Consider the following 25,296-nt stretch of genomic DNA (forward strand, 5'->3'; position numbering starts at 1 on the left):
GCGGGACGGGTGGGGCGAGGGCTGGGCCGGGACGAGAAGTGGGGCGGGGTCCCGGCGTTCGACTTAGGTTAGCCTAACCTAAGTCGATCTGCGACCCCGCCCCACCTGTGACTTTTCGTGAACGGTCACTCCTGCTCGCGCAGTTGCTCCTCGGTCAGCCCGCGCCGCCAGTAGCCGACGAAGGTGACCCGCCTGCGGTCGATGCCGCGCTCGCGCACGAGATGACGGCGCATCTCCTTCACGCACCCGGACTCGCCCGCGATCCAGGCGTACGGGCTCTCGGTGGCCGGAAGCCGGGCGGCCCGTACCGCGTCGACGGCCATGGGGGCCCCGTCGTCGCGCACGAGCCAGGTGATCTCCGCCTCTGCGGTGACCAGCAGGTCCTGGATGTCCTCGGAGTGCTGGACCTCCAGCCAGGCCCGGACGCGGGTGCCGGCGGGCAGCGATTCGAGGATCGCGGAGGCGGCGGGCAGCGCGGTCTCGTCCGCCCACAGGACGACCAGGTCGGTGTCGGCGGGCGGACGGAAGCGGATCGCCCGGTTGTCCTCGACCGCCGGGCCGAGCAGTACGACTCGGTCACCGGCCGCCGCGCGGGAGGCCCACTGGGACGCCGGCCCCGCGGGGACCTCGGCGTCCGGCTCCACGCCGTGCAGGACGAAGTCGATGTCGATCTCGCTGGTACGGCCCCGGGCGCCTGGGCGCAGCGCCCGCAGCGTGTACGAGCGCATCACCGCCCGTACGTCGTCAGGGAGTTCGCGCCAGCCCTGCCACCAGCCTCCCCCACTCTCGGCTTCGCTCGAGCGGGGGGACCCCCATCCCAGCTCGTAGGGGACAGCCGGCTCGGTCTGGCCGGGGTGCGGAAGGAAGAGGGAGAGGCTCTGGTCCCGGCCGTGGGAGGCGAAGGCCACCAGGTCGTCGCCGGCGAAGGTGATCCGGACCAGCGACGGGCCGAGCCGCCTCGTCCGTACGACCTGGAGGGAGAAGAAACGGAACGGGGCGGCTACGGCCGTCGTCATAAGTGCTCCTGAGTCATCGTCAGGTGGTCACGTCAGGGGGTGTCAGGCGACCTTCTTGGCCTTCTCGATCGCCTCGGCGAGGTTGTCGAGGAGCGGGGTGCACTTGTCGTACGACACGATCGGCTCGGGGGAGCGGGCGATGACCTGGCCGGCCTTGACGGCGGGCAGCTTCTTCCAGGTGGCCTCGGTGATGTCGGCCGGCTGGATGGTCGCGCTGCGGTCGTCCATGATGATGATGTCCGCCGGGTACTTGTCGACGTTCTCCCAGCTCAGGTTCTCGAACCAGCCGCCGCTGGCCTTCAGGGCCTTGGCGGAGGGCTCGACGATGTTCACGCCGAGTGCCTTGAAGTACTCCAGGTCGATGGAGAGGTTCGAGCCGGAGACGTAGAAGATGTCCTGGCTCGCGGAACCGGCGAGCACCTTGATCTCGGGGCGGGCCTTGGCCGCGGTGCGCAGCCGCTCGGCGGCCGTCTCGAACTTCTTCTTCGCCTCGGCGATCTTGGCGGACTTCTCGTCGGCACCCAGCGACACGGCGAGCGCGAGCATGCGCTGCAGCGACACGGGCATCTGGCGGTCGTAGACGGAGATGCCGACGCTCGGGGCGAGCTTGAGGATCTTCGCCTTGGACTCCTCGGGGACGTACCAGAGGGTGCCCGCGGAGTCGAACATGGTGGAGATCAGCACGTCGGGCGCGAGGGTCGCGTACTTCTCGATGTTGAACTGGCCCCACTCGTTGCCGAGGACGGTCAGCTTGCTGACGTCCATGTCGCCGGCCTGGACGTCGGCCTTGCCGTCCTTGGTCGTGGTCGGGCCGAAGACGCCCTTGACCTCGATGCCGTAGTCGTAGAGGGCGGCGGCGACACCGGTGAAGGCGACGATGCTCGCCGGGATCCTGTCCAGCTTCACCGTCGTGGCGCGGTCGTCCTTGAAGGTCCAGGGACCGGACTTGGCGGCGGCCTTCGTCGACTCCGAGCCACCGCTTTTGCCGTCCTCGTCGCCACAGGCGGCGAGAACGGCACCGAGACCGAGGGCGCCGCCGGCGGCGAGGATGCCGCGTCGGGTGAGGTGGGTGGCACGGGCGTTGGACATGTGTGTGGCTGCTTTCGGCACGGGGCGGTAGCGCCCGCCGGACAAGTTCGAAGGTAGGTTAGCCTAACCTCACCACTTGTCCAGAGGGCGGGCGCCGTCCGCCCGGACCTGTGGGTCGCCCGTGTGCCGATCGGGCGGTCAGGCCTTGCCCTTGGACACCACCCACTCGCCGTGCACCCAGTTGCCGACGGTCTCGTAGCCGGAGCGAAAGGAACCGAGCCGGTTCAGCGCCAGGTTGGCCTCGGCGGTGGACCTGACGGGCGTGTAACTGCCCACGTCGTTCGCCGGGCCGCCCGTGGTGTTCTTGGCGACGTAGGGGAAGGGATGGACGGGGCGGGTGGCGGTGGTGTTGCCGCCGCTGTCCACGGACCTGGTCGTCAGACTGCTCGGGGCCTCACCCATGGTGACCCAGTCGGTCATCGCGGTCAGCGCGTCGAAGGTGTCCGGGCCCTGGCCGCCGCCGCAGTGCGCGACGCCGGGGAGCAGGAACAGCCGGGCGAAGCCTTGCGTGGCCGCACTGCCCCCCATGACCTTCTCAACCGCCTTGTAGTACGCCATGGTTCCGACCGCCGGGATGTGCTGGTCGCCCAGGCCGTGCCAGAGGATCAGCTTGCCGCCGGCCGCCTTGAAGGACTTCAGGTCCGGGTCGGTCGCGTCGTACATGCCCTCGCCCGGCGCCATGACCTTCTTGTAGTAGGCCGCGGTGAACTTGACGTCCTTGTACGTCAGGGTCGGCTGCGGGCTGTCGAAGATCTGGTACCGGAGGGTCTCGCGGACGAAGCTGATGTCGCCGGAGGCGCCGGTGGCCGTGGCCGACGTGATGATCCCGGCCCAGTTCAGCTCGGAGCCGCGCAACTGGTAACCCGGGTACAGCAGCTTGCCGTTCTCGTCGGTCGGTCCCGCGTAGATCCGGCGCAGGGTGGCGACCTGATCCGCGGTCAGGCAGTAGTCGTCGCTCGTGGAGGTCTGCCCGGCCTCGCACCGGATGGCCGCCGGATCCCAAGTACAGCTCAGCGGGTCGGCGATGATCCCGTCCGCGGGAGCGCCGCAGCCCTTGAGCACGGCCGCGTGCAGGTCCGCGAGGTCGGCGGTGGTGATCGTGGCCGGGCCGCCGCCGAGGTGTACGCCCTTCGACTGCCCCCTGACCCCCGCGCCGCACGCGTCGCACGGATGACCGTGCGTGCCGCACTCCACGGGCATGGTCTGCGCGACGTCCTCGACGTGGTCGAGTTGTTGACGTCCGAATTGGTCACCAATGCGTACCGGCACACGCAAGGGCCCGCCTCCCTGCGGTTGACCGCGTTGGGAGGCGGGCGGTTACGGGTGGGAGTGTGGGACAGCAGCCCGTACATCCCGGCGCCCTTCGACCAGCCGCCTGGCAGTCGGGTCGCTCCCGTGTTCCGGCGGACGCCGGCGGTGGGCGAGGGCTGCTCCTCGTGCAGGAATGCGCGGACTCGTGGGGCGGCTGGTCGCTCGGCGACGATGTCCTGGGGCGGGGTGCCGGGAAGCTGCTGTGGTTCGAGGTGGGCGGTGATGGGGTGGCGGCTCGGCAATCCATTTCCACCATCGGCGTATGAACGCCTGGCGTCAGCCCGTCAGCCCGTCAGCCCGTCAGCCCGTCAGCCCGTCAGCCCCAGCTCCCTCGCGATCAGCATCCGCTGTACCTCGCTCGTGCCCTCGCCGATCTCCAGGATCTTGGAGTCGCGCCACATGCGGGCCACCGGGTACTCGTTCATGAAGCCGTAGCCGCCGTGGACCTGGGTGGCGTCGCGGGCGTTGTCGACGGCGATGGTGGAGGAGTAGAGCTTGGCGACCGCCGCCTCCTTCTTGAAGGGCTCGCCCGCGACGAGGCGGGACGCGGCGTCGCGCCAGCCGACGCGGGCCATGTGGGCCTTCATCTCCATGTCGGCGATCTTGAACTGGATGGCCTGGTTCGCGCCGATCGGGCGTCCGAACGCGTGCCGCTCCTTGGCGTACTTCACCGACTCGTCGACACAGCCCTGCGCGAGGCCGGTCGCCAGGGCCGCGATGGCGATGCGGCCCTCGTCCAGGATGCGCAGGAACTGGGCGTAGCCGCGGCCCTCCTCGCCGAGCAGGTTCGCTGCCGGGACGCGGACGTCGGCGAAGGACAGCTCACGGGTGTCGGAGGCGTTCCAGCCGACCTTCGAGTACGGGGCGGCGACCGTGAAGCCGGGGGTGCCGGACGGGACGATGATCGCGGAGATCAGCGGCTTGCCGCCGGGCCCCCGGCCGGTGACCGCGGTGACCGTGACCAGGCCCGTGATGTCCGTGCCGGAGTTGGTGATGAAGCACTTGCTGCCGTTGATCACCCATTCGTTCGTGTCCGGGTCGAGGCGGGCGGTCGTGCGGGTCGCGCCCGCGTCCGAGCCGCCGTCCGGCTCCGTCAGGCCGAAGGCGCCGAGGATCTCGCCGGAGCAGAGGCGGGGGAGCCACTCCCGCTTCTGGGCCTCCGTGCCGAAGAGGTGGATCGGCATCGCGCCGAGCGAGACGCCGGCCTCCAGGGTGATGGCGACGGAGGAGTCGACGCGGGCGAGCTCCTCCAGGGCGATCCCCAGGGCGAGGTAGTCGCCGCCCATGCCGCCGTACTCCTCGGGGAAGGGCAGTCCGAACAGGCCCATGCGGCCCATCTCCCGCACGATCTCGTACGGGAACTCGTGCCGCTCGTAGAAGTCGCCGATCTTCGGGGCCACGACGTCGTGTGCGAACTCCTCGACCGTGCGGCGGAGTTCTTCGAGTTCGGGGGAGAGGCGGTGGTCCAGGGACATGGGGATCATTCCTTGTGGGAGAGGGCTTTGACCGTGCGGGACGGGCTGGGTCGGCCCAGTCGCTCGGCCATCCACACGCTGGTGGCGGTGAGGCGGGCGAGGTCGACACCGGTGTCGATGCCGAGGCCCTGGAGCATCCATACGAGGTCTTCGGTGGCGAGGTTGCCGGTGGCGGACTTGGCGTAGGGACAGCCGCCGAGGCCTCCCGCGGAGGCGTCGACGGTGGTGACGCCGTGCTGGAGGGCGGCCAGGGTGTTGGCGAGCGCCTGGCCGTAGGTGTCGTGGAAGTGCACACCGAGCACGCTGGTCGGCACGCCCTCCTCGTTCAGCTCGGCGAGGAGGGTCTGCACATGACCCGGCGTCGCCACGCCGATCGTGTCGCCGAGGCTCAGCTCGTCGCAGCCCATGTCCATCAGGGTTTTGCAGACGCGTACGACCTGGTGGATGGGGACTGGCCCCTCCCAGGGGTCGCCGAAACACATCGAGATATAGCTGCGGACGTGCACCTTGTCCGCCTTGGCCCGGGACACCACCGGCTCGAACATGGCCAGGGACTCGTCGACGGTCCGGTTGAGGTTCGCCTTCGCGAAGGACTCCGTCGCGCTGGCGAACAGGGCGACATGGCGGGCGCCGAGGGCCAGCGCCCGGTCCAGACCCCGTTCGTTGGGCACGAGGACCGGAAGGTGCACCCCCGAGGACCTGCCCAGGTCGCTCACGAGCGGGAACAGCTGCTCCGCGTCCGCCAGCTGGGGCACCCACTTGGGGTGGACGAAGCTGGTGGCCTCGATGGTGGTCAGCCCCGAGTCCGCGAGGCGCCGGACGAACTCGGCCTTCACCTCCGTCGGCACGGTCGCCTTCTCGTTCTGCAGCCCGTCGCGCGCGCCGACCTCGTAGATCCGCACCCGCGCGGGCAGGTCCGGGGCCGGTACGACCATGGGGAGGCCGAGTTCGGGGGTGCTCATGTCGTCTCCTCGTACGGTGTCGTCTCCTCGTACGGCGTGATCACGGCCAGCACCTGGTCCATGGCGACCGTGGTGCCCGGAGTGACGTCCAGCTCGCTGACGGTCCCGGCGTGCGGGGCGGAGACGACGTGCTCCATCTTCATCGCCTCGACCACCAACAGACTCTGTCCCGCGATCACTTCGTCGCCCACGGCCACCTTCACGACGGTCACCGTGCCGGGCATGGGCGCGGTGAGCGAGTCCATCCCGGCGTGTGCCGCGCCGGTGAGGGCGGCGGCCACGGGGTCGTGGTCGCGCACATGCCAGGCGTCACCCTCGCGGCCGATCCAGTCGCCGGCGCGGTGGAAGGTGTGGCGTACGCCGTCGAGGGTGACGGAGACCTGGCCGGGGGTGACGGTTCTCGTGCCTCGCGGACGGTGAGCGACGGGTTCGAGTCCCGGCGCGCGCAGGTGGAAGACCACGGGTGCGGGCTCGCCGCCCAGGCGCCAACCGCTGGGCACCGAGAAGGGGTCGGTCCAGCCGCCCTCCGCCGGGGCCAGCGACGACAGCCGTACCGCGGCAGCGGCGTCGTACACCTCCTCCGGTACGTCACCGCAGCCGGAGAGCAGCCCTTCCGCCTCCCGCTCCACCAGCCCGGTGTCGAGGTCTCCCGCCACCACCGCCGGATGGGCCAGCAGACGTCGCAGGAACCCGGCGTTGGTCTGCACGCCGAGCGTGACCGTCTCGGCGAGGGCGGCGCGCAGCTTCCGCAGCGCGGTCGCGCGGTCGGGCCCGTACACGATCACCTTGGACAGCATCGGGTCGTAGAGCGAACCGACCTCCGTGCCCTCGCTCAGCCCCGAGTCGGTGCGCACGCCGTCGCCCTGGGGTTCGTGCAGGGCGAGGACCGTGCCGCCGGACGGCAGGAAGCCGCGTGCGGGGTCCTCGGCGCAGATGCGTGCCTCCACCGCGTGCCCGGTGAGGGTGATGTCCTCCTGCCCGTAGGGCAGTCGCTCGCCCGCGGCGACCCGCAGCTGCCACTCCACCAGGTCGAGCCCCGTGACCAGTTCGGTGACCGGGTGCTCCACCTGGAGGCGGGTGTTCATCTCCATGAAGTAGTACGACGACGGGTCGGAGCCGGGGACGATGAACTCGACCGTGCCCGCGCCCTCGTACCCGCAGGAGCGGGCCGCCTGGACCGCCGCCTCGCCCATCGCGGCGCGGGTGCCGGCGTCGAGGAGCACGCTCGGCGCCTCTTCGATGATCTTCTGGTGGCGGCGCTGGAGGGAGCACTCGCGCTCGCCCAGGTGGACGACGTTGCCGTGGCCGTCGGCCAGGACCTGGATCTCGATGTGCCGGGGGCGGTCGACCCAGCGCTCGACGAGGAGGGTGTCGTCACCGAAGGAGGCGCGGGCCTCGCGGCGGGCCGCGGCGATCTCGTCGCCCAGCGCCGATGCGTCCCGCACCAGCCGCATGCCCTTGCCGCCACCGCCAGCCGACGGCTTGAGCAGCACGGGCATGCCGATCTCGCGTGCGGCCTCGCCGAGTTCCGCGTCCGTGAGCCCACTGCCGGACGAGCCGGGAACGACCGGGACACCGGCCGCCTTCACCGTCTCCTTGGCGCGGATCTTGTCGCCCATGAGCGCGATCGCGTCCGCGGGCGGGCCGATGAAGACGAGCCCGGCCTCGGCGCACGCGCGCGCGAACGAGGCGTTCTCGGCGAGGAAGCCGTACCCGGGGTGCACCGCCTGGGCGCCGGTGCGAGCGGCGGCTTCGAGGAGCCGCTCCACCGACAGATAGCTCTCGGCGGCCGGCGCCGGACCGATCCGTACCGCCGTGTCCGCCTCGCGCACATGCCGGGCGTCGGCGTCCGCGTCGGAGAAGACGGCGACCGAGCGGACGCCGAGCGCGCGCAGGGTGCGGATGACGCGTACGGCGATCTCGCCCCGGTTGGCCACAAGGACTGTGTCGAACATCTCGGGCACCCTCATCACATCCGGAAGACGCCGAACTGGGGGTCACCCAGTGGCGCGTTGGCGCAGGCGGTCAGTGCGAGTCCCAGCACCTGCCGGGTCTCCAGCGGGTCGATCACGCCGTCGTCCCAGAGACGGGCCGTCGCGTAGTAGGCGCTGCCCTGCCGCTCGTACTGGGCGCGGATCGGGGCCTTGAAGGCGTCCTCGTCCTCGGCGGGCCAGGAGTCCCCGCGCGCCTCCAGCTGGTCGCGCTTGACGGTCGCGAGAACGGACGCGGCCTGCTCGCCGCCCATCACGGAGATCTTGGCGCCGGGCCACATCCACAGGAAGCGCGGCGAGTACGCCCGGCCGCACATCGAGTAGTTGCCCGCGCCGTACGAACCGCCGATCACCACGGTCAGCTTGGGCACGCGGGTGCAGGCGACGGCCGTGACCATCTTGGCGCCGTGCTTGGCGATGCCGCCGGCCTCGTACTGGCGCCCCACCATGAAGCCCGAGATGTTCTGCAGGAACACCAGGGGGATGCCGCGCTGGTCGCACAGCTCGATGAAGTGGGCGCCCTTCTGGGCGGACTCGGAGAACAGGATGCCGTTGTTGGCGACGATCCCGACCGGGTGTCCGTGGATGCGCGCGAAGCCCGTGACCAGGGTCTGCCCGAACTCCGCCTTGAACTCGGCGAAGCGCGAGCCGTCCACCACGCGTGCGATGACCTCGCGTACGTCGTAGGGGGTGCGGGAGTCGACGGGCACCGCGCCGTACAGCCCGTACGGATCCACCTTGGGCTCGACGGACTGCTCGACCGCCCAGGGGAGGGGCCCGCGCGCGGGGAGGGTGGCCGCGATGTTCCGTACGATCCGCAGCGCGTGCGCGTCGTCCTGCGCGAGGTGGTCGGTGACGCCCGACACACGCGCGTGGACCTCGCCGCCGCCCAGCTCCTCGGCGGTGACGACCTCGCCGGTGGCGGCCTTCACCAAGGGGGGCCCGCCGAGGAAGATCGTGCCCTGATTGCGCACGATCACGGCCTCGTCGCTCATCGCCGGGACATACGCGCCGCCGGCCGTGCACGAGCCGAGGACCGCGGCGATCTGCGGGATCCCCGCCCCCGACATCCGCGCCTGGTTGTAGAAGATCCGTCCGAAGTGCTCGCGGTCCGGGAAGACCTCGTCCTGCATGGGCAGGAAGGCGCCTCCGGAGTCGACGAGATAGACACAGGGGAGGCGGTTCTCGAGTGCCACCTCCTGTGCCCGCAGGTGCTTCTTCACGGTCATCGGGTAGTACGTGCCGCCCTTGACGGTGGCGTCATTGGCGACGATCACGCACTCGCGACCGCTGACCCTGCCGATCCCGGCGATCACCCCCGCGGCCGGGGCCTGCCCGTCGTACATCCCGTGGGCGGCCAGCGGGGCCAGCTCCAGGAAGGGCGAGCCCGGGTCGAGGAGTGTGTCCACGCGCTCGCGCGGGAGCAGCTTCCCGCGCGCGGTGTGGCGCTCCCGGGCCCGCTCACCGCCGCCTAGGCGCGCCTCGGCGAGCTTGGCGCGCAGCTCCTCGCCGAGGGCGCGATGGGCCGCCTCGTTGGCCCGCCAGGCCTCCGACGCGGGATCTGCCGCGCTCGTCAGCTCCGGTGCTTCGTGCATGTCCCGCGGTCCCCTCACCAGTGGTCCACCAGTTAATGAGCGTTAACGCATGTCATCCAGGTTAACGACCGCTAACCTCCCTGTCTAGAATTGCTTCCATGGCCACGAGAACCGACGCCCCCACCCGACGCGAGCAGATCCTCAAGGAGGCTGCCCGGCTCTTCGCCGAGCGCGGCTTCCACGGCGTCGGGGTGGACGAGATAGGAGCGGCGGTCGGCATCAGCGGCCCCGGTCTGTACCGGCACTTCGCGGGCAAGGACGCGATGCTTGCCGAGCTGCTGGTGGGGATCAGCGGGCAGCTGCTCACCGGCGGCAAGCGCCGGGTGGCGGAGGCCGACGGGGGTGCGGAGGCGGTCCTCGACTCGCTCGTCGAGGGGCACATCGACTTCGCGCTCGACGACCGTCCCCTGATCACCCTGCACGACCGCGAGCTGGACCGCCTGCGCGACAGTGACCGCAAGCTCGTGCGGCAGTTGCAGCGGCAGTACGTCGAGCTGTGGGTGGAGGTCGTGCGCGAGGTGTATCCGGCCCTCACCGAACCCACCGCCCGCTCGGCGGTGCACTCGGTCTTCGGCCTGCTGAACTCGACACCCCACCTCGGGCGGCCCGGGGCGCTGCCGGGGCGCGGAGTGACGGCGGCCCTGCTGCACCGGATGGCGCGGGGCGCCTTCGCGGCGGCCGCCGGGGACGCCGTTCTTTGATTCGGGTTTTTCGGATTCGGGTTTTTTTGCGAGCGGCGGCTCTGTCCCCTGCGCCATGATGGCGACCATGAACGGACATATGGCCACGGACGGACGCAGGGCCGTGGACGGACACACGGCCACGGGCGGACGCAGGGCCGTGGACGGACCCGCTTCCGAATGGGTGACCCTCTTCCGCTTCGAGAACGTTCCCGGCCGCCCGCGGCCGGGGCGGCTGATGGCGGTTTGACTGCGTGACCGGGGCATCGACTGGGACCCCTTCGCCGTGTGCGATGTCCGGATCGACCTCATGTGCGGGGTCCGGTCGGACGGCCACTGGCACGGCACCGTCGTCGTCCGTGTGCGCGCCGACACCCTGCGCCGGCTCGGCCTCCATCCCGATCAGCCGACTTCGGCACCGGCCGACCCACTGCCGCCCAAGTGGTGGGGTCCTTGGGCGCGTTGATCCGTGATTCGCGATCGTGGGACGGGCTGACGACCTTCGCGCGTTCTCGCCCGGCCGGGCCGGCCGGGCCGGAGCGGGCGTGACGAGCGTCATGGGGGAGGGCGGCCGATGACTCTGGACGGTCGTCGTGACCGACGGGTAACCTGGCATCTGAGCAAGCGCTTAGCCAAGGGACCGCAGCCATCCATTGAGCAGCCCCGACGGCGAGCGACCACATCCGCGAGAGCGGCGCCGGTTCAGGCGCAGAGAGGGGCCGGCGGTGCGCCGTACGGTGTTCAACGAGGATCACGAGGCGTTCCGGGAGACCCTGCGGGCCTTCATAGAGGCCGAGGTCGTTCCCGTCTACGACGAGTGGTTCGCCGCGGGCCAGGCGCCGCGCGACTTCTACTACAAGCTCGCCGAGCTCGGCGTCTTCGGCATCCGCGTGGACGAGGAGCACGGCGGCGCCGGCATCGACTCGTACAAGTTCGAGGCCGTCCTGTACGAGGAGACCGCCCGCGCGGGTGTCTCCTTCGGCGGCTCCGGTGTGCACGTGCTGCTCGGCCTGCCCTACATCAAGCTGCTCGCCACCGACGAGCAGAAGAAGCGCTTCCTGCCGAAGTTCGTCTCCGGCGAGGAGATGTGGGCCATCGCGATGACCGAGCCGGGCACCGGCTCCGACCTCGCGGGCATGAAGACCACCGCGAAGCTCTCCGAGGACGGCACGCACTACGTCCTCAACGGCGCCAAGACCTTCATCACGGGTGGCGTGCACGCCGACCGCATGATCGTCTGCGCCCGCACCTCCGCGGCCACCAAGGAGGACCGGCGCCACGGCATCTCCCTCTTCGTGGTGGACACCAAGGCCGAGGGCTACTCGGTGGGCCGCAAGCTCGACAAGCTCGGCCTGAAGACCTCCGACACCGCCGAGCTGGCGTTCGTCGACGTGAAGGTCCCGGTCGAGGACCTCCTCGGCGAAGAGAACAAGGGCTTCTACTACCTCGGTCACAACCTCGCCTCCGAGCGTTGGGGCATCGCCTTCGGCGCGTACGCCCAGGCCAAGGCCGCCGTCCGGTTCGCCAAGCAGTACGTGCAGGAGCGGGTCGTCTTCGGCCAGCCCGTCGCCGCCTTCCAGAACACCAAGTTCGAACTGGCCGCCTGCCAGGCCGAGGTGGACGCGGCCGAGGCCGTCGTCGACCGGGCCACCGAGGCCCTGGACGCCGGTGAGCTGACCCCCGCCGAGGCGGCCAGCGCCAAGCTGTTCGCCACCGAGGTCGCGCACCGCGTCATCGACCGCTGCCTCCAGCTGCACGGCGGCTACGGCTTCATGAACGAGTACCCGATCGCCCGCCTGTACGCGGACAACCGCGTCAACCGTATCTACGGCGGCACCAGCGAGATCATGAAGTCGATCATCGCGAAGGACATGGGCCTGTAAGGGCCCGCGAAAGATCACCGGAAACAACTGCGCGGTACAACTGACGCATGAGTCAGGCACTTGAGTCCCTGCTCGATCTGCTCGACCTGGAGCGGATCGAGCAGGACATCTTCCGCGGCCAGTCCCGCTCCGCCGTCGTCCCGCGCGTCTTCGGCGGGCAGGTGGCGGCGCAGGCACTGGTGGCCGCCGGGCGCACGGTCCCCGAGGACCGGCACGCCCACTCCCTGCACGCGTACTTCCTGCGTGCGGGGGACCCCGGCGCGCCCATCGTGTACACGGTGGACCGCATCCGCGACGGGCGCTCCTTCACCACCCGCCGCGTCGTCGCCATCCAGCACGGACAGCCGATCTTCCACCTCTCCGCGTCCTTCCAGACGTACGAGGAGGGCATGGAGCACCAGGCCGAGATGCCGAGCGCGCCCGACCCCGAGACGCTGCCCACGGCCGCCGAACTGCTGCCGCTGTACGCCGATGTCATCAAGGACCCCGTCGTCGTCGAACGGCTCCTCGAAGCGCGTGAGTCCGTCGACCTGCGTTACGTCGACGCGCCTCCGTACGGCACGGTCGGCGAGACCCGCGAACCGCACTCCCAGGTGTGGTTCCGCACGAACGGCAAGCTGTCCGACGATCCCCTCCTGCACGTCGTCCTCGCCACCTATGTCTCCGACATGACGCTCCTCGACTCGATCCTGCTCGCGCACGGGCGCGGTGGCTGGGTGACCGGGGACGTCGTCGGGGCCTCGCTGGACCACGCGATGTGGTTCCACCGCCCCTTCCGCGCCGACGAATGGCTGCTGTACGACCAGGAGTCGCCGTCCGCCTCCGGAGGCCGCGGCCTCGGCCAGGCCCGCATCTACACCCAGGACGGACGGCTGGCCATTTCGGTGATCCAGGAGGGTGTGGTCCGGGTGCCGAGGTGAGCTGCGCGGGCGGACCGTAGAGAAAGGAACCCGCGGTGGCGCCGTTGGTCGGCGCGGACCAGAATCTCCGTTCCGTTGGAACGGGGAGGGCGCCAAATCTGGACGATGCTCGGCGATGTTCGCCGCCGTGACTTTCTCGGCGGCGTCTTCGCCGATCACGGGTGTCCAACAGGCGCGCGGGGGAGTGGAGCGTATGGGGGCGCCCTTCAAGCGCTACCTCCGGTACACCCCGGACACCGCCGTGAAGGCCGTGGTCCTGGAGGACTCGGCCGCTCTGATCGGCCTCGTCCTCGCGGCGGGCGGCCTGCTCGGCGGACAGCTCACCGGCTCCGGCGTCTGGGACGGCGTCGCGTCTCTCTGCATCGGTCTCCTGCTGCTGTACGTCGCCTGGGTCCTCGGCCGCTCCAACGCCGAGCTGCTGATCGGCCGCCCCCTCCCCAAGCCGATGCGGGAGCGGATCCGGGCCGAACTGCTCGCCGTGGAGCACGTCGAGGCCGTACTGGACGTGGTGAGCCGGGTGTACCTCGACCCGACACCGGGGTACGCCCAGCGCCGCCACGAGGGACTGAACCCTTGGCCGTGAGGGCGACCCGGGGTGCTCAGTCGCGGCGGATCAGCTCCGGGTTCACTCGGCGGCCGACCAGTGGGAGCGTGCCGAGCGCGGCCACCGCCACCGCGCCCACGGCGACGAGAGCGAGCGGCGCGAGGCCGGCGCCGTCCCAGAACACCGCACCGCCGCCGGTGACGAGATAGCTGGACTCGGCGAGCTTGCCCGCCACGAGGGCCAGGGCCAGGCCGATGCCCAGCGGCAGCACGACCTGGGCGCACTGCACGGCCCGCAGGGTTCTCGCACGGGCCCCGATCAGGGAGAGCGCGGTGATGTGCGCGCGGCGCTCCACGGCCCGGTCCGTCACGGAGACCATGAACGCCGCGATGCCGATGACCAGGCCCATGACCATGCCGAGTGCCAGCAGCGTCTCGATGACGGCGATCTGCTGCAGCCCGTCGATGTTGACGCCGATCGGGTTGACGTCGGCGGTCGGCGCCAAGGCTCCGATGCCGTCCAGCACCCGGCGTACGGTGTCCGGCTGCGAATCGCTGGTCAGCACGTACTGCGCCGAGGCCGGCCGTGCGTCGGCCGGCAGCGCGGACGGCGGGACGAGGACGGCGGCACCGCCGACCGCCGAGGGGTCGTACGCGCGATAGGCGATCGCGGCGGACGGGAGGGTGATCGACAAGGTCTTCTGCCGGCCGCCCTGCTGGAAGCGGTAGGGGAAGGTGGCCCCGGTGCGCACGCCCGGGTCCGCGGCCGTGTCGGGATCGGTGAGCCGCAGCACCCGTCCGTCCACACAGCCCTCGGAGTGCCGTACCAGCTCGGTCAGTTGGGCGCAGGTGGCGACGAGGGCGGTCGCCCGTGACTGGACGGCGGAGCCGGAGTAGTGCGGGTCGGTCCAGGAGTCCATCGTCAGGGCGTGCGCACGCACGCCCGGCACCGAGGCGAGTTCGTGCCGCTGGCGGTCGGTGAGGCCGGACAGTGCGATCGAGTAGTCCTGCGCGGGACTGTCCGGCCGGGTGACCTGGTTCTCCTCGATCAGGATGCCCTGGGCGAGGGAGGCGGCGTACACGAGCAGGACGAGGCCGGTGACGACCCGCATGGTGCTGCCGGGCTCCACCTCGTTGCGGCGCATCGCCAGGTTCAGGGTCAGGGAGCGGGTCCGGTCGGCGAGGCCCCGGGCGAGGGCGTACGTGAGGAGCGGCAGGGTCAGTACGAGGCCGCCGCCGGTCAGCAGGACGCCCGCCGGGACGAGCAGCGCGGAGGGGCCGTCGCTGGAGGCCGGGTGGGCGGTCAGGCCGGTCACGCAGTAGCCGCTGACGATGCCCAGGCCGGTCACGAGCAGCAGGCCGCCCCACTTCGACGGGGGGCGCGGGACGGCGGTGCGGCGTGCGGCCAGCGGGTTGGCGGCCGCGGTGCGCGCGCTCGCCCGGCCGACGAACCAGGCGAGCGCCGGGCAGCCGAGCAGACAGATGGCGATCGTGGACGCGGACAGGGCGCCGTCCGCCGGGTACCACTTCAGATCGGGCAGCCCGGTCCTGGACATCACCTGGTTGAGGACCCAGTACTCGCCGAGCCCGAGCAGCGCGCCGAACAGGGCCGCCACGACGGTCTCCGCGGCGTTCACACGCTGGGTGCCCTTGGCGCTCAGGCCCAGCAGCCGCAGGGCGGCGAGGCGCCGGGTGCGGCTGGCGGCGGAGAGCCGGGCGCAGACGGAGAGGAAGACGCCCAGGGGGAGCAGGACCAGGGTGGCGAGGGCGAAGCGGAGGATGGTGAGGGTGGAGGGGTCGACGGCGGGGGTCGGCGCGTAGCCGAGGTCGAAGCCGGTCAACGCCCGGCCCTTGTGGGCCAGTTCCGCGCGGGTGGTGCCGACGTACGCGTACAGCTCGTCGGGGTCGGTGAGGCCCGCGCCGCCGATCAGGCCTTTCTCGGTGCCCGGGAGCAGGCCCTTGAGGGCGGGTTCGGCGCGCAGCAGGTCGTGGACGCGGGGGGAGACGAACACCTCGCCGGGGGCGGGGAGCCGGGGCAGCCCGGGAGGAACCTCTGCCGCCGTGTCCTTCCCGGTGCCGGGGGCGACGAAGATGCGGGTGAACGCCTTGGAGCCGTGCGGGTCCGAGCGTTCCAGGACGAGGGGAGCGCTCGTCGTGCGGGCGGCGGAGGTCCGCAGGGCCCGGGCGGCGGCGCGTCCGTCGTGGGCGTCGAGGATCGCCGGGATGGTGAGGACCAGGGCCAGGCAGCACACGCCGAGGGAGCCGCCGGCCGCCATCAGCAGAAAACGTACGCGGTTGCCGCGGCCGGCGCCGAGCAGCAGCCGCAGTCCGAGCAGGAACTCCCTCACGCCGCGCTCCGGGGGGTGAGGACGCCGTCGGACATCGTGTAGTGGCTGTCGGCCTGCGCCGCGACCGCGGGGTCGTGCGTCACCAGGACGACCGCGGTGCTCTGGGAACGGGCCAGGTCGAGGAACTCCTTGAGGACGGCGGAGGCGTTGGCGCTGTCCAGGGAGCCGGTCGGCTCGTCCGCGAAGACGACGGCGGGGCGGTGGACCAGGGCCCGCGCGACGGCGACGCGCTGGCTCTGGCCGCCGGAGACCTGCGAGGGGCGGCGGCCGCGCAGCTCGCCGAGCCCGAGCCGTTCGAGGACGGTGCCCGCGGCGGCGAGGGCGGGCTGCTTGCGCTGCCCGGCCAGGCGCAGCGGCAGGGCGGTGTTCTCCTCGATGGTCAGCTCCGGCAGCAACTCGCCGTACTGGAAGACGAATCCGAAGCGTTCGCGGCGCAGTGCGCTGATCTCTTCGTCGCCGAGGTCACCGAGCGACCGTCCTTCGAAACGTACCTGCCCGCGCTGGGCGGGAAGCACCCCGGCCAGGCAGTACAGGAGCGAGGACTTGCCGGAACCGCTCTGTCCGGTGACGGCGGCGACCTCGCCGGGGGCGACGGAGAAGTGGGCATCCCGGACGGCGAGTTGGTTGCCGTAGGAGAGGTCGACTCCCGTCGCGGAGAGGATCGCTGACGTGCTGAGGATCTCTGACGTACTGATGGCTTCCCCCAAGAAGCGATCGGGCCCAGGTGCAGAACCTGGGCCCGGGTCAAGCCAGTTCGCTGCGTGGCCCGGCAGTGCCTGGTCTACCTGGCCGGTGCCGGGTCTACCGGCTGTAGTGCTTGGTCACAGAGCAGTTGTCCGGGTGGAGGGAACCCCGGTCCCGGCACACACGTATGTACGCGTCCTGCGTGTACAGCTCGTCTCCGCTCCAGTTGACGTAGTCGAGCGGAACGGACTTCTTCTGGGTGCCGCTGTAGCGGTTCCAGTCGTAGCCCTCGATGCGCACCTGCATGTAGACGTTGTGTCCGTCGCCGTTGTCGGCGTCCTTGAGGTTGCCCTTCCACTCGAAGCCACCGTGCTTCGTGCCCGAGGGCCAGAAGGTGTACTGGCCGGAGTTGAACTCCGCGCCACCGGTGGTGAGCGTGGGGATGGTGTGCCACGAGGCGGCGATCGCGGATCCTGCCCCCATGGCGAAAAGGCCCGCTGCGAGGGCGCCTACTGCCAGCTTCCGCACTGTGTTCTCCCGTTTGTGTTCTGTTGTGAGCCCTGGCTGGTCAGGTCAGGGGCCTGGTGGCCCGGATGGTCATGCCAAGGCCGCGGCGAAACGTAGCAACGGTGAACCGGCGGATGTGGGTGGGGAGTTGGTGTTCTGTCACCTCTGTGATGTTTTGGGGTACGGCGTATTTGCGATGATCTTGCCGTCGCTTGGTGGTCGTTTGCCGATTTATTGCCTCTTATTTGACCTGGACATGATCTCCGGGCGCTCGGAATGGCTCAGGTCAGACCGGCGGAAGCCAGCAGATACGCCGTCAGCGGGTCGTAGAACCGCGGGCTTGTGACGTGGTCGTCGAGGGGGACCGTCACCTGGAGCGTGCCCTCGGACTCGGCGAGGAAGAGGGCCGGGTCGTTGCAGTCGGCGTAGCCGACGGAGTCGATGCCGAGCTGGCCCGCGCAGCCGGCCCAGCCGTGGTCCGCGACGACCAGGTCGGGCAGGGGCTGGCCCGCGCCCTCCAGGCCCTTGAGGATCGCGCGCATCGGCTCGCCCGAGTGGGTGTGCCACAGTGTGGCCCCGTGCTCCAGCACCGCCACGTCCGCGAACTGCATGACGTACCCCTCGTCCGTCTGCAGCCCGTCCGGAATGACGACGATCTCGCAGCCGGCGCCGCGCAGCGCGGCGGCGGTGGCACGGTGCACGTCGAGCAGGCCGCCGGGGTGGCCGGTCGCGAACAGCACCCGCTGCTCACCGTCCGCCGCCTTGCGCAGCCGCGCCGCCATCCGGTCCAGGGCGTCGACGGTCAGCTCGGGGTCGATGGTGTCCTGGCCGTAGCGGTACTCCGGGTCGTCGTTCACACCGCACCGCTCCGCCATCACGGCGAGCACGTCCTGCTCGTCGGTCCAGCGGTCGCCGAGTTCCAGGCCGAGCCAGAAGTTGCGGTCGCCGTTGGCGAGCTTGCGGTAGTGGGAGAGGTTGTTCTCGCGGGGCGTGGCGACGTCGCCCGCGATACGGGTCGTCACGAGGTGGTCGACGAGCTCAGTGCGGCTGGGGGTCCCGGATATCGGCATGCCACCCATTGTGCCGGGGCGCTCCGTCGGGAGGGCGGTTGTCCTGAACCGTGGGATGTGGGTCACTCGGCGTGAGACGACCGTTGTTGTCTTCCCGCCCACCCGCTCGAATCGGCGTGTTGAGAGACGAGGGGCGAGGGGTGTGTTTCCGGGGTTCTCAGGTTTCCCTCAGCGCGAACCACAACTCCATCCGTACGTCAGCGTCGTCGAGGTCCGCCTCCAGCAACGCCGCACACCGTGCGATGCGTTGGCGGACGGTGTTGCGGTGGACGGAGAGGGCGACGGCCGTGCGGTCCCAACTGCCGTGCAGGGACAGCCAGGTGCGGAGGGTCTCGGTGAGGGCGGGGGTGGCGGCGATGGGGGCGAGGAGGGCGCGCGCGTGGGCCTGGGCGTCGGCGGGGGGCACGAGGTCCGCCAGGGCGGGGCGCTCACCGTGGCGGACGAGGGGCGTGCGGGTCGCCCGGGCGCGGGCCAGGGCGCGGGCCGCCTGCCCGTCGGCGGACGCCCACTCGTGCGGGCCGACCGCCGCGCTGACCCCGCAGATCCAGCCCTCCTGCGCGGTCGGCTCGCGGTCACCGGGGACGAGGACGCGTACGACACCCCCGCCGGTGTCGATGAGCGCGGAGCCCAGTGCCGCCCCCAGCGCGGACGCGGCGAGGGCGTCCGGCGCCGGGCCGTCCGCCGCGGGGCGGGCGTGCACGACGGTCCACCGGTCCTCGCCGAGCAGCGGGGCCACGTCCTCGGGCGCGGCACCCAGCAGGAGTCGTACGAGCGCCGCCGAGCGCGCCGCGCCGCTCCCGCTCTGCTGCTCCCCGGTGAGGAGGGAGAGGAGGACGGCCGCGACGGAGGCGATGGTGTGGTCCCCGGGGTCCCGGCGCGGCGCCGCGACCCCGAGGACGAAGCCCTGCCCGCCGCCGAGGGCGTACGCGGCGAGGTGGGTGCCGCCCACGGTGTCGGTGGCGGAGGAGGGGGTGGGAGCGGGGGTGGGGGCGGAGGGGGGAGTGGACGCGGGGGTGGGGCCCTGGGGGCCCGCGGTCTGGGTTCCCCCGGGACGCACGACGGCGGCCAGGGTGCCCAGGGCGGTCACGGGGCCCGCCTCCGGCGATCTCCCCGCGCGGGCCAGCTCCGCGCCGTCCGGGCCGTACAGCACCGCCCAGCCGCTCACCCGCTGGGCCAGCTGCCGCAGTACCGCCGCCACCGGGTCCGGGCGCGCCGCGGCGGCCGCCAGGCTCTGCTGGGCCTCGGTGACGCGCCGCAGCTCCGCCAGCCGGGCCTGCGCCATCAGCTGCCACACCGCGCGGGCCACGCCCGAGAAGGTGGTCTGGGGCGGGACCTCCAGCAGGGGCAGGCCGTAGGTGTCGCAGGCCGCGACCAGGGCGCGCGGGACCGTGTCGTGCACCGGCGCCAGGCCGAAGCCGAGCGCCGCGCCGCCCGCCGCCACGATCCGGGAGACGTAGTCGTCGAAGTAGGTGCCCGAGCCCGCCGCCTCCGGGATGTGCACCCCGGCGGTCAGCAGCAGCTCACCGCCCAGCAGATACGGGTACGGGTCCGCCATCTCCGACGTGTGCGCCCAGTGGATCACCGTGTCCGGGTCGATGGGGCCCGCGATGTGGCGCAGGCCGAGGTCCTCCCGGGCCAGGAGGGCGGACAGCGGGATAGGTGGGGTGGGTGGGACTGGTGTGGCGGATGTGTCCGGCATGGTGGACGTTCCCTCCATCCGGATCGGCTGCAATGGATGAAACGTACACTTCAGAGTCATCTTCCGGCCACCTAAGGTCAGTGCCGTCGGCAGCCGCGGGTACGGGCGTATGTCCCCGCGATCAGCTGCCGGACTCCCGGCCGGGTATCGCTCGCCCGGCCCGCGTCCCCACGTCCATCTGCACGACACGCCACCGATGAGTGCGCGAAGGAGGGCCCCCTATGGCCGTCGACTACACAGTGATCGTCGTCTATCTGGCCGGCATGCTGGCCATGGGCTGGTGGGGCATGCGCCGCGCCAAGTCGAAGAGTGAGTTCCTGGTGGCCGGGCGGCGCCTGGGCCCCGCGATGTACTCCGGGACCATGGCCGCGATCGTCCTCGGCGGCGCGTCCACCATCGGCGGCGTCGGGCTCGGATACCAGTACGGGCTCTCCGGCGCCTGGATGGTGTTCGCCATCGGCCTCGGGCTCCTCGCGCTCTCCGTCTTCTTCTCCGCCCGCATCGCCCGCCTGAAGGTCTACACCGTCTCCGAGATGCTCGACCTCCGCTACGGCGGCCGGGCCGGTGTCATCTCCGGTGTCGTCATGTGGGCGTACACCCTGATGCTCGCGGTCACCTCGACCATCGCGTACGCCACCATCTTCGACGTCCTCTTCGACATGAACCGGACGCTGGCGATCATCATCGGCGGCTCGATCGTCGTCGCGTACTCCACGCTCGGCGGCATGTGGTCGATCACCCTCACCGACATGGTGCAGTTCGTCGTGAAGACCGTCGGCGTGCTGCTGCTCCTGCTCCCCATCGCGGTGATCAAGGCCGGTGGGTTCAGCGAGATGAAGGCCAAGCTGCCCACGGAGTACTTCGACCCGCTGGGCATCGGCGGCGAGACGATCTTCACCTACGTGCTGATCTACACGTTCGGCATGCTCATCGGCCAGGACATCTGGCAGCGCGTGTTCACCGCCGGCAGCGACAAGACCGCCAAGTGGGGCGGCACTGTCGCCGGCACCTACTGCCTGGTGTACGCCCTCGCCGGCGCCGTCATCGGCACGGCGGCCAAGGTGCTCTACCCGACGCTGCCCAGCGCCGACACCGCCTTCGCGACCATCGTCAAGGACGAGCTTCCGGTCGGCGTGCGGGGCCTGGTGCTCGCTGCCGCCCTCGCCGCCGTGATGTCCACGTCCTCCGGTGCCCTCATCGCCTGCGCCACCGTCGCCAACAACGACATCTGGTCCAAGCTGCGCGGGGCCGTACGCCGCGACGGCGGGGTGCGTGACGGCGAGGCGCACGACGAGGTCAAGGGGAACCGGCTCTTCATCCTCGTCATGGGCGTCGCCGTGATCTGTACCGCCATCGCCCTCAACAACGTCGTCGAGGCGCTGACCGTCGCGTACAACCTCCTCGTCGGCGGCCTGCTCGTCCCGATCCTCGGCGGACTGCTGTGGAAGCGCGGGACCGTGCACGGGGCGCTCGCCTCCGTCGTCGTCGGCGGGCTCGCGGTCGTCGGGCTGATGGCGACATACGGCATCCTTGCGAACGAGCCCGTCTACTACGGGCTGCTGTCCTCGCTGGCCGCGTATGTGATCGTCTCCCTGGCCACACCCGCGACCGACCCGGCGGTCCTGGCCGCCTGGCGCGAGCGGCTGGCCGGGCGCGGCGCGGATGCCGAGGCCGAGGCCGAGCCGGCGGCCGTGGTCGCCTAGCCGCCGCACGTCGCCCCAGCCCCCGAAGAACTTCGGCCCGGCCGCCGCACGGCGACCGGGCCGGGCGGCCCCCGGTCAGCGGGGTCCGCGACACTGGAAAGCACCACCTGCACGACGCGCCACCTGCACGACGCATCACCTGTACGACGCGCCGCCTGCACGACGCATCACCCGTACCACGCATCACCCGTATCACCTGGAGGAGTCCGACGATGAGCAGCACCGAGTTCCCGGCAGCAGGCGGCAGCCAGCCACGCGGCCCCGTCGACTCGTCCCGCGTCCCGCGGTACGCGGGCCCCGCGACCTTCGCCCGGCTGCCGCGCCTCGACGAGGTCGGCCGCGCCGACGTCGCCGTGGTCGGCGTGCCCTTCGACTCCGGGGTCTCCTACCGGCCGGGCGCCCGCTTCGGCGGCAACGCCATCCGCGAGGCCTCCCGCCTGCTGCGCCCGTACAACCCGGCGCAGGACGCCTCCCCCTTCGCCCTCGCCCAGGTCGCCGACGCCGGCGACATCGCGGCGAACCCGTTCAACATCAACGAGGCCGTGGAGACGGTCGAGGCCGCGGCCGACGAGCTGCTCGGCACGGGCGCCCGCCTGATGACGCTGGGCGGCGACCACACCATCGCCCTCCCGCTCCTGCGCTCCGTCGCCAAGAAGCACGGCCCGGTGGCCCTGCTCCACTTCGACGCGCACCTGGACACCTGGGACACCTACTTCGGCGCCGAGTACACGCACGGCACCCCGTTCCGCCGGGCGGTGGAGGAGGGGATCCTGGACACGGAGGCCCTCTCCCACGTCGGCACCCGCGGCCCGCTGTACGGCAAGCAGGACCTCACGGACGACGAGAAGATGGGCTTCGGCATCGTCACGTCCGCCGACATCTACCGGCGTGGCGCGGACGAGGTCGCCGACCAGCTGCGCCAGCGCATCGGCGACCGCCCGCTGTACATCTCCATCGACATCGACTGCCTCGACCCGGCGCACGCCCCCGGCACGGGCACGCCGGAGGCCGGCGGCATGACCTCCCGCGAGCTGCTGGAGATCCTGCGCGGACTGTCCTCCTGCAACCTGGTCTCCGCGGACGTGGTCGAGGTCGCGCCCGCGTACGACCACGCCGAGATCACGGCGGTGGCCGCGTCCCACACGGCGTACGAACTGACGACGATCATGTCCCGCCAGATCGCGGCGGCCAGGGCTCAGGAGGCCGGGAACAAGTGACTCACGACCACGACCTGGTGCTCCGTCCGTCAGCGGCGCAGACGGAGGCCGCGCTGAATCCGCCCCCCGGCCGCAACGGCGGAGACCTGGTCGTGGAGACCCTCTCCGGTCTCGGCGCCACGACCGTCTTCGGCCTGCCCGGCCAGCACGCACTCGGCATGTTCGACGCCCTGCGCCGCTCCTCGTTGCAGTACATCGGCCTGCGGGTGGAGAACAACGCGGGGTTCGCGGCCGACGCGTACGGCCGCATCACGGGTGAGGCGGCGCCCCTGCTGCTGTCCACCGGCCCGGGAGCGCTGACCTCCCTGGCCGCGCTCCAGGAGGCCGCCGCGGCCTCCGCCCCCGTCCTCGCCATCAGCAGCCAGATCCCCACCGCGGGACTGGGCGGCGGACGCCACGGCTATCTGCACGAACTCCCTGACCAGCAGGCGTCGTTCAGGGGCGTCGTCAAGTCCGTCCACACGGTCCGTACACAGTCGCAGATCCCCTCCGCGATCGCGGCGGCCTGGGAGTCGGCCCTGACCGCCCCGCACGGCCCCGTCTGGGTGGAGATCCCGCAGGACGTCCTGCTCGCCGAGACCCACCTGCCGCAGGTCACCGCGATGGACGCGACCCCTGAGGACGTCGTCCCGCGCCCCGAACTCACCGCGCTGGCGGCCCACTTGCTGTCCACGGCGGCCCGTCCCGCGATCATCGCGGGCGGCGGGGTCGTACGGTCGGACGCGTCCGGCAAGCTGAAGTCGCTGGCGGAGAAGCTGAACGCGCCGGTCGTCACCACCTTCGGCGGCAAGGGCGCCTTCCCCTGGACCCACCCGCTCTCGCTCCAGTCCTGGCTGGAGGACCGGCACACCACGGACTTCCTGGAGGACGCGGACGTCCTGCTGGTCGTCGGCTCCGGCCTCGGCGAACTGTCCTCGAACTACCACACGTTCAAGCCCCGCGGCCGGGTCGTCCAGATCGAGGCCGACCTCGGCAAGCTGGAGTCCAACCACCCGGCGATCGGCATCCACGCGGACGCCAGGCTCGCGCTCTCCGCGCTCCTGGAGACCGTCGAGGACCGCCCCGACCCGACGGCGGCGGACCGCGTCCGCGTGCTGCTCGACCGGGTGGGGGAGCGCATCGCCGCACAGGAACTCACCCTGGAACAGGAGGTGCTGGCGTCCGTCCGCCGGGCCCTCCCGTCCACCTCCCCGTCCTTCTGGGACATGACCATCCTGGCGTACTGGGCCTGGTCCGCCTTCGACCCGCGCGGAAAGAACACCATGCACTCCGCCCAGGGCGCGGGCGGCCTCGGCTACGGCTTCCCGGCGGCCCTCGGCGCGGCGGCGGCCGATCCCACCCGCCCGGTCCTCGCGGTCTCCGGCGACGGCGGCGCGTTGTATTCGATCGCCGAACTCGCCACGGCGAGGCAGTACGACCTGAACGTCACCTGGCTGATCGTCGACGACGGCGGCTACGGCATCCTGCGCGAGTACATGACCGACGCCTTCGGCCAGCCCACGGCGACGGAGCTGACCCGCCCCGACTACGTGGCGCTGGCCGAGTCCTTCGGCGTCCCGGGGGTCCGTACGACCCCCGAGACCCTGGAGGAAGACCTGGCGAAGGCTTTCGCGAGCCCCGGCCCGTCCGTGGTGCTGCTCCCGGCGGTGCTGCGGATGTTCGCACCCACCCACCTCGGGAGCTGACGGCCCGGTCGACCGGCTACGGCCTGCTCGCCCGGGCCGTAGCCGGTCGACCGCCACTCCGGCCGTCTACCAGATCGCGTCGACCCACTCCGGGTGGTCGATGAACGGGTTGCGGTTGTGCTGGTAGGTGTCGTAGATGACCTGGTTGCGCTTCTCCTCGAAGGCGCTCGGCGGGTCCTCGTCGCTCCACTCCTTGAGCACGGAGAGCTTGCCCATGAACGGCGCGCTGCCGTTGTTGACCTTCTCGTCGGGCTCCAGGTCGGCGAAGCCGTCGCCGCCGTCGTAGCGCACCGCCATGTAGAGGATCATGCGGGCCACGTCGCCCTTGTCGGCGTCGCGCGGCTCGAACGAGTCGGAGTCGGTGAGGCTGCCGCCCCCGCCGCTGACCGTGCTGCCGCCGTTGTCGAAGTCCTTGTTGCCCCGGATGCTGTTGACCTGGACGTCCGCGGGACGCAGGTGGTGCAGGTCCGTGCCGGGACCCGTCACCTCGCCGAAGTCGCCGTGGGACTTGGCCCACACGTGCTCGCGGTTCCAGTCGCCCGTGTCACCGCCGTTGAGGGACTTGGCGCGCGAGGTGCCGCTGTACAGCAGGATCACGTTGTTGCTGTTGTTCGGGTCCTGGTCGGTGACCTTGAGGGCGTCCCAGACGGCGGAGTACGAGATCTTCGTCTGGCTGCTGATGATCGTGTGCAGCGAGGACTTCAGGCTGCTGCCGGTCTTGCCGACCGCGTTCTTGTAGTACGTGCTGTCGTACGCGGTCGTCGTGGCGCTCGCGGGAGTGGCGGTCATCGTCGGCAGGGTGAGGCCTACCAGGACGGCCGAGGTGGTCAGAGCCAGCGTCTTCCAGCGGCGTATGTGCGTGGCGGGCATGGTGGGGGCGTCCGTTCTACGCGGGTTGATTGAGCGGGCAACCGGAGC

Annotated in this window: 21 protein-coding genes and 1 pseudogene; 9 read left to right on the forward strand and 13 right to left on the reverse strand. The window is 71.2% G+C overall.

What is annotated here, in order from left to right; all coding sequences use genetic code 11:
- Positions 1-125: 125 nt before the first annotated feature.
- The 7 genes from ACFVWD_RS37550 to ACFVWD_RS37580 form a co-directional block, all read right to left on the reverse strand.
- Positions 126-1,016 (reverse strand): siderophore-interacting protein, encoded by an 891-nt coding sequence (locus tag ACFVWD_RS37550; RefSeq protein WP_389602510.1) that lies wholly within the window; start codon positions 1,014-1,016, stop codon positions 126-128.
- Between the two features lie 42 nt (positions 1,017-1,058).
- Positions 1,059-2,105 carry an ABC transporter substrate-binding protein gene (locus ACFVWD_RS37555; RefSeq protein ID WP_389602511.1) on the reverse strand — a complete coding sequence of 349 codons (1,047 nt, stop codon included), beginning with the start codon at positions 2,103-2,105 and terminating at the stop codon, positions 1,059-1,061.
- A gap of 138 nt (positions 2,106-2,243) precedes the next feature.
- Positions 2,244-3,374, reverse strand: a complete 1,131-nt coding sequence (locus tag ACFVWD_RS37560) for a tannase/feruloyl esterase family alpha/beta hydrolase (protein WP_389602512.1) — start codon at positions 3,372-3,374, stop codon at positions 2,244-2,246.
- Positions 3,375-3,724: 350 nt separating this feature from the next.
- Positions 3,725-4,885, reverse strand: a complete 1,161-nt coding sequence (locus tag ACFVWD_RS37565; protein WP_075029291.1) for an acyl-CoA dehydrogenase family protein — start codon at positions 4,883-4,885, stop codon at positions 3,725-3,727.
- Between the two features lie 11 nt (positions 4,886-4,896).
- On the reverse strand, positions 4,897-5,853 hold the full coding sequence (locus ACFVWD_RS37570; RefSeq protein ID WP_389602513.1) for a hydroxymethylglutaryl-CoA lyase: 957 nt from the start codon (positions 5,851-5,853) through the stop codon (positions 4,897-4,899).
- Positions 5,850-7,808 (reverse strand): acetyl-CoA carboxylase biotin carboxylase subunit, encoded by a 1,959-nt coding sequence (locus tag ACFVWD_RS37575; RefSeq protein WP_389602514.1) that lies wholly within the window; start codon positions 7,806-7,808, stop codon positions 5,850-5,852. The genes ACFVWD_RS37570 and ACFVWD_RS37575 overlap by 4 nt, the downstream gene beginning before the upstream one ends.
- Positions 7,809-7,822: 14 nt before the next feature.
- Entirely contained in the window at positions 7,823-9,439 is a 1,617-nt protein-coding gene (locus ACFVWD_RS37580) for a carboxyl transferase domain-containing protein (RefSeq protein WP_389602515.1), read from the reverse strand.
- Positions 9,440-9,537: 98 nt separating this feature from the next.
- Between ACFVWD_RS37580 and ACFVWD_RS37585 the strand changes: the two genes are divergently transcribed.
- From ACFVWD_RS37585 to ACFVWD_RS37610, 6 genes and pseudogenes are all read left to right on the forward strand, one after another.
- Positions 9,538-10,140: a TetR/AcrR family transcriptional regulator gene (locus ACFVWD_RS37585; RefSeq protein WP_067380873.1), complete on the forward strand. Its 603-nt coding sequence runs from the start codon at positions 9,538-9,540 to the stop codon at positions 10,138-10,140.
- 67 nt (positions 10,141-10,207) lie between these two features.
- The gene (locus tag ACFVWD_RS37590; protein ID WP_389602516.1) at positions 10,208-10,369 is read left to right on the forward strand and encodes a hypothetical protein; all 162 of its coding nucleotides are present in this window, start codon (positions 10,208-10,210) and stop codon (positions 10,367-10,369) included.
- Positions 10,370-10,405: 36 nt separating this feature from the next.
- Entirely contained in the window at positions 10,406-10,585 is a 180-nt protein-coding gene (locus ACFVWD_RS37595; protein WP_389602517.1) for a hypothetical protein, read from the forward strand.
- 259 nt (positions 10,586-10,844) lie between these two features.
- Entirely contained in the window at positions 10,845-12,002 is a 1,158-nt protein-coding gene (locus tag ACFVWD_RS37600) for an acyl-CoA dehydrogenase family protein (RefSeq protein ID WP_389602518.1), read from the forward strand.
- Positions 12,003-12,049: 47 nt separating this feature from the next.
- Positions 12,050-12,922 carry an acyl-CoA thioesterase II gene (gene tesB, locus ACFVWD_RS37605; protein WP_389602519.1) on the forward strand — a complete coding sequence of 291 codons (873 nt, stop codon included), beginning with the start codon at positions 12,050-12,052 and terminating at the stop codon, positions 12,920-12,922.
- A 157-nt stretch (positions 12,923-13,079) separates the two neighbouring features.
- Positions 13,080-13,505: pseudogene (locus ACFVWD_RS37610) on the forward strand (cation transporter); the annotation flags it as partial.
- Between the two features lie 16 nt (positions 13,506-13,521).
- Here the strand turns inward: ACFVWD_RS37610 and ACFVWD_RS37615 are convergent.
- The 5 genes from ACFVWD_RS37615 to ACFVWD_RS37635 form a co-directional block, all read right to left on the reverse strand.
- Positions 13,522-15,813, reverse strand: a complete 2,292-nt coding sequence (locus ACFVWD_RS37615) for an FtsX-like permease family protein (protein WP_389602520.1) — start codon at positions 15,811-15,813, stop codon at positions 13,522-13,524.
- Entirely contained in the window at positions 15,810-16,520 is a 711-nt protein-coding gene (locus tag ACFVWD_RS37620) for an ABC transporter ATP-binding protein (RefSeq protein ID WP_389602521.1), read from the reverse strand. The genes ACFVWD_RS37615 and ACFVWD_RS37620 overlap by 4 nt, the downstream gene beginning before the upstream one ends.
- A 94-nt stretch (positions 16,521-16,614) precedes the next feature.
- Positions 16,615-16,980 carry a hypothetical protein gene (locus ACFVWD_RS37625; protein ID WP_385369101.1) on the reverse strand — a complete coding sequence of 122 codons (366 nt, stop codon included), beginning with the start codon at positions 16,978-16,980 and terminating at the stop codon, positions 16,615-16,617.
- Between the two features lie 305 nt (positions 16,981-17,285).
- A complete protein-coding gene (locus tag ACFVWD_RS37630) occupies positions 17,286-18,074 on the reverse strand; it encodes a phosphatase (protein ID WP_389602522.1) in 789 nt (262 codons plus the stop codon).
- Positions 18,075-18,231: 157 nt separating this feature from the next.
- Positions 18,232-19,773: a PucR family transcriptional regulator ligand-binding domain-containing protein gene (locus ACFVWD_RS37635; RefSeq protein WP_389602523.1), complete on the reverse strand. Its 1,542-nt coding sequence runs from the start codon at positions 19,771-19,773 to the stop codon at positions 18,232-18,234.
- A 221-nt stretch (positions 19,774-19,994) separates the two neighbouring features.
- Between ACFVWD_RS37635 and ACFVWD_RS37640 the strand changes: the two genes are divergently transcribed.
- The 3 genes from ACFVWD_RS37640 (at position 19,995) to ACFVWD_RS37650 (ending at position 24,378) form a co-directional block, all read left to right on the forward strand.
- On the forward strand, positions 19,995-21,476 hold the full coding sequence (locus ACFVWD_RS37640) for a sodium:solute symporter (protein WP_389602524.1): 1,482 nt from the start codon (positions 19,995-19,997) through the stop codon (positions 21,474-21,476).
- Between the two features lie 212 nt (positions 21,477-21,688).
- A complete protein-coding gene (gene speB / locus ACFVWD_RS37645) occupies positions 21,689-22,693 on the forward strand; it encodes an agmatinase (protein WP_067380849.1) in 1,005 nt (334 codons plus the stop codon).
- Entirely contained in the window at positions 22,690-24,378 is a 1,689-nt protein-coding gene (locus tag ACFVWD_RS37650; protein ID WP_389602525.1) for a thiamine pyrophosphate-binding protein, read from the forward strand. The genes speB and ACFVWD_RS37650 overlap by 4 nt, the downstream gene beginning before the upstream one ends.
- A gap of 66 nt (positions 24,379-24,444) precedes the next feature.
- On the opposite strand, the gene ACFVWD_RS37655 is transcribed toward ACFVWD_RS37650, so the two are convergent.
- Entirely contained in the window at positions 24,445-25,248 is an 804-nt protein-coding gene (locus ACFVWD_RS37655; RefSeq protein WP_389602526.1) for an endonuclease I family protein, read from the reverse strand.
- Positions 25,249-25,296: the final 48 nt, after the last annotated feature.

Origin of the sequence: Streptomyces sp. NPDC058086 (assembly GCF_042885015.1) — a bacterium.
Lineage (GTDB): Bacteria > Actinomycetota > Actinomycetes > Streptomycetales > Streptomycetaceae > Streptomyces.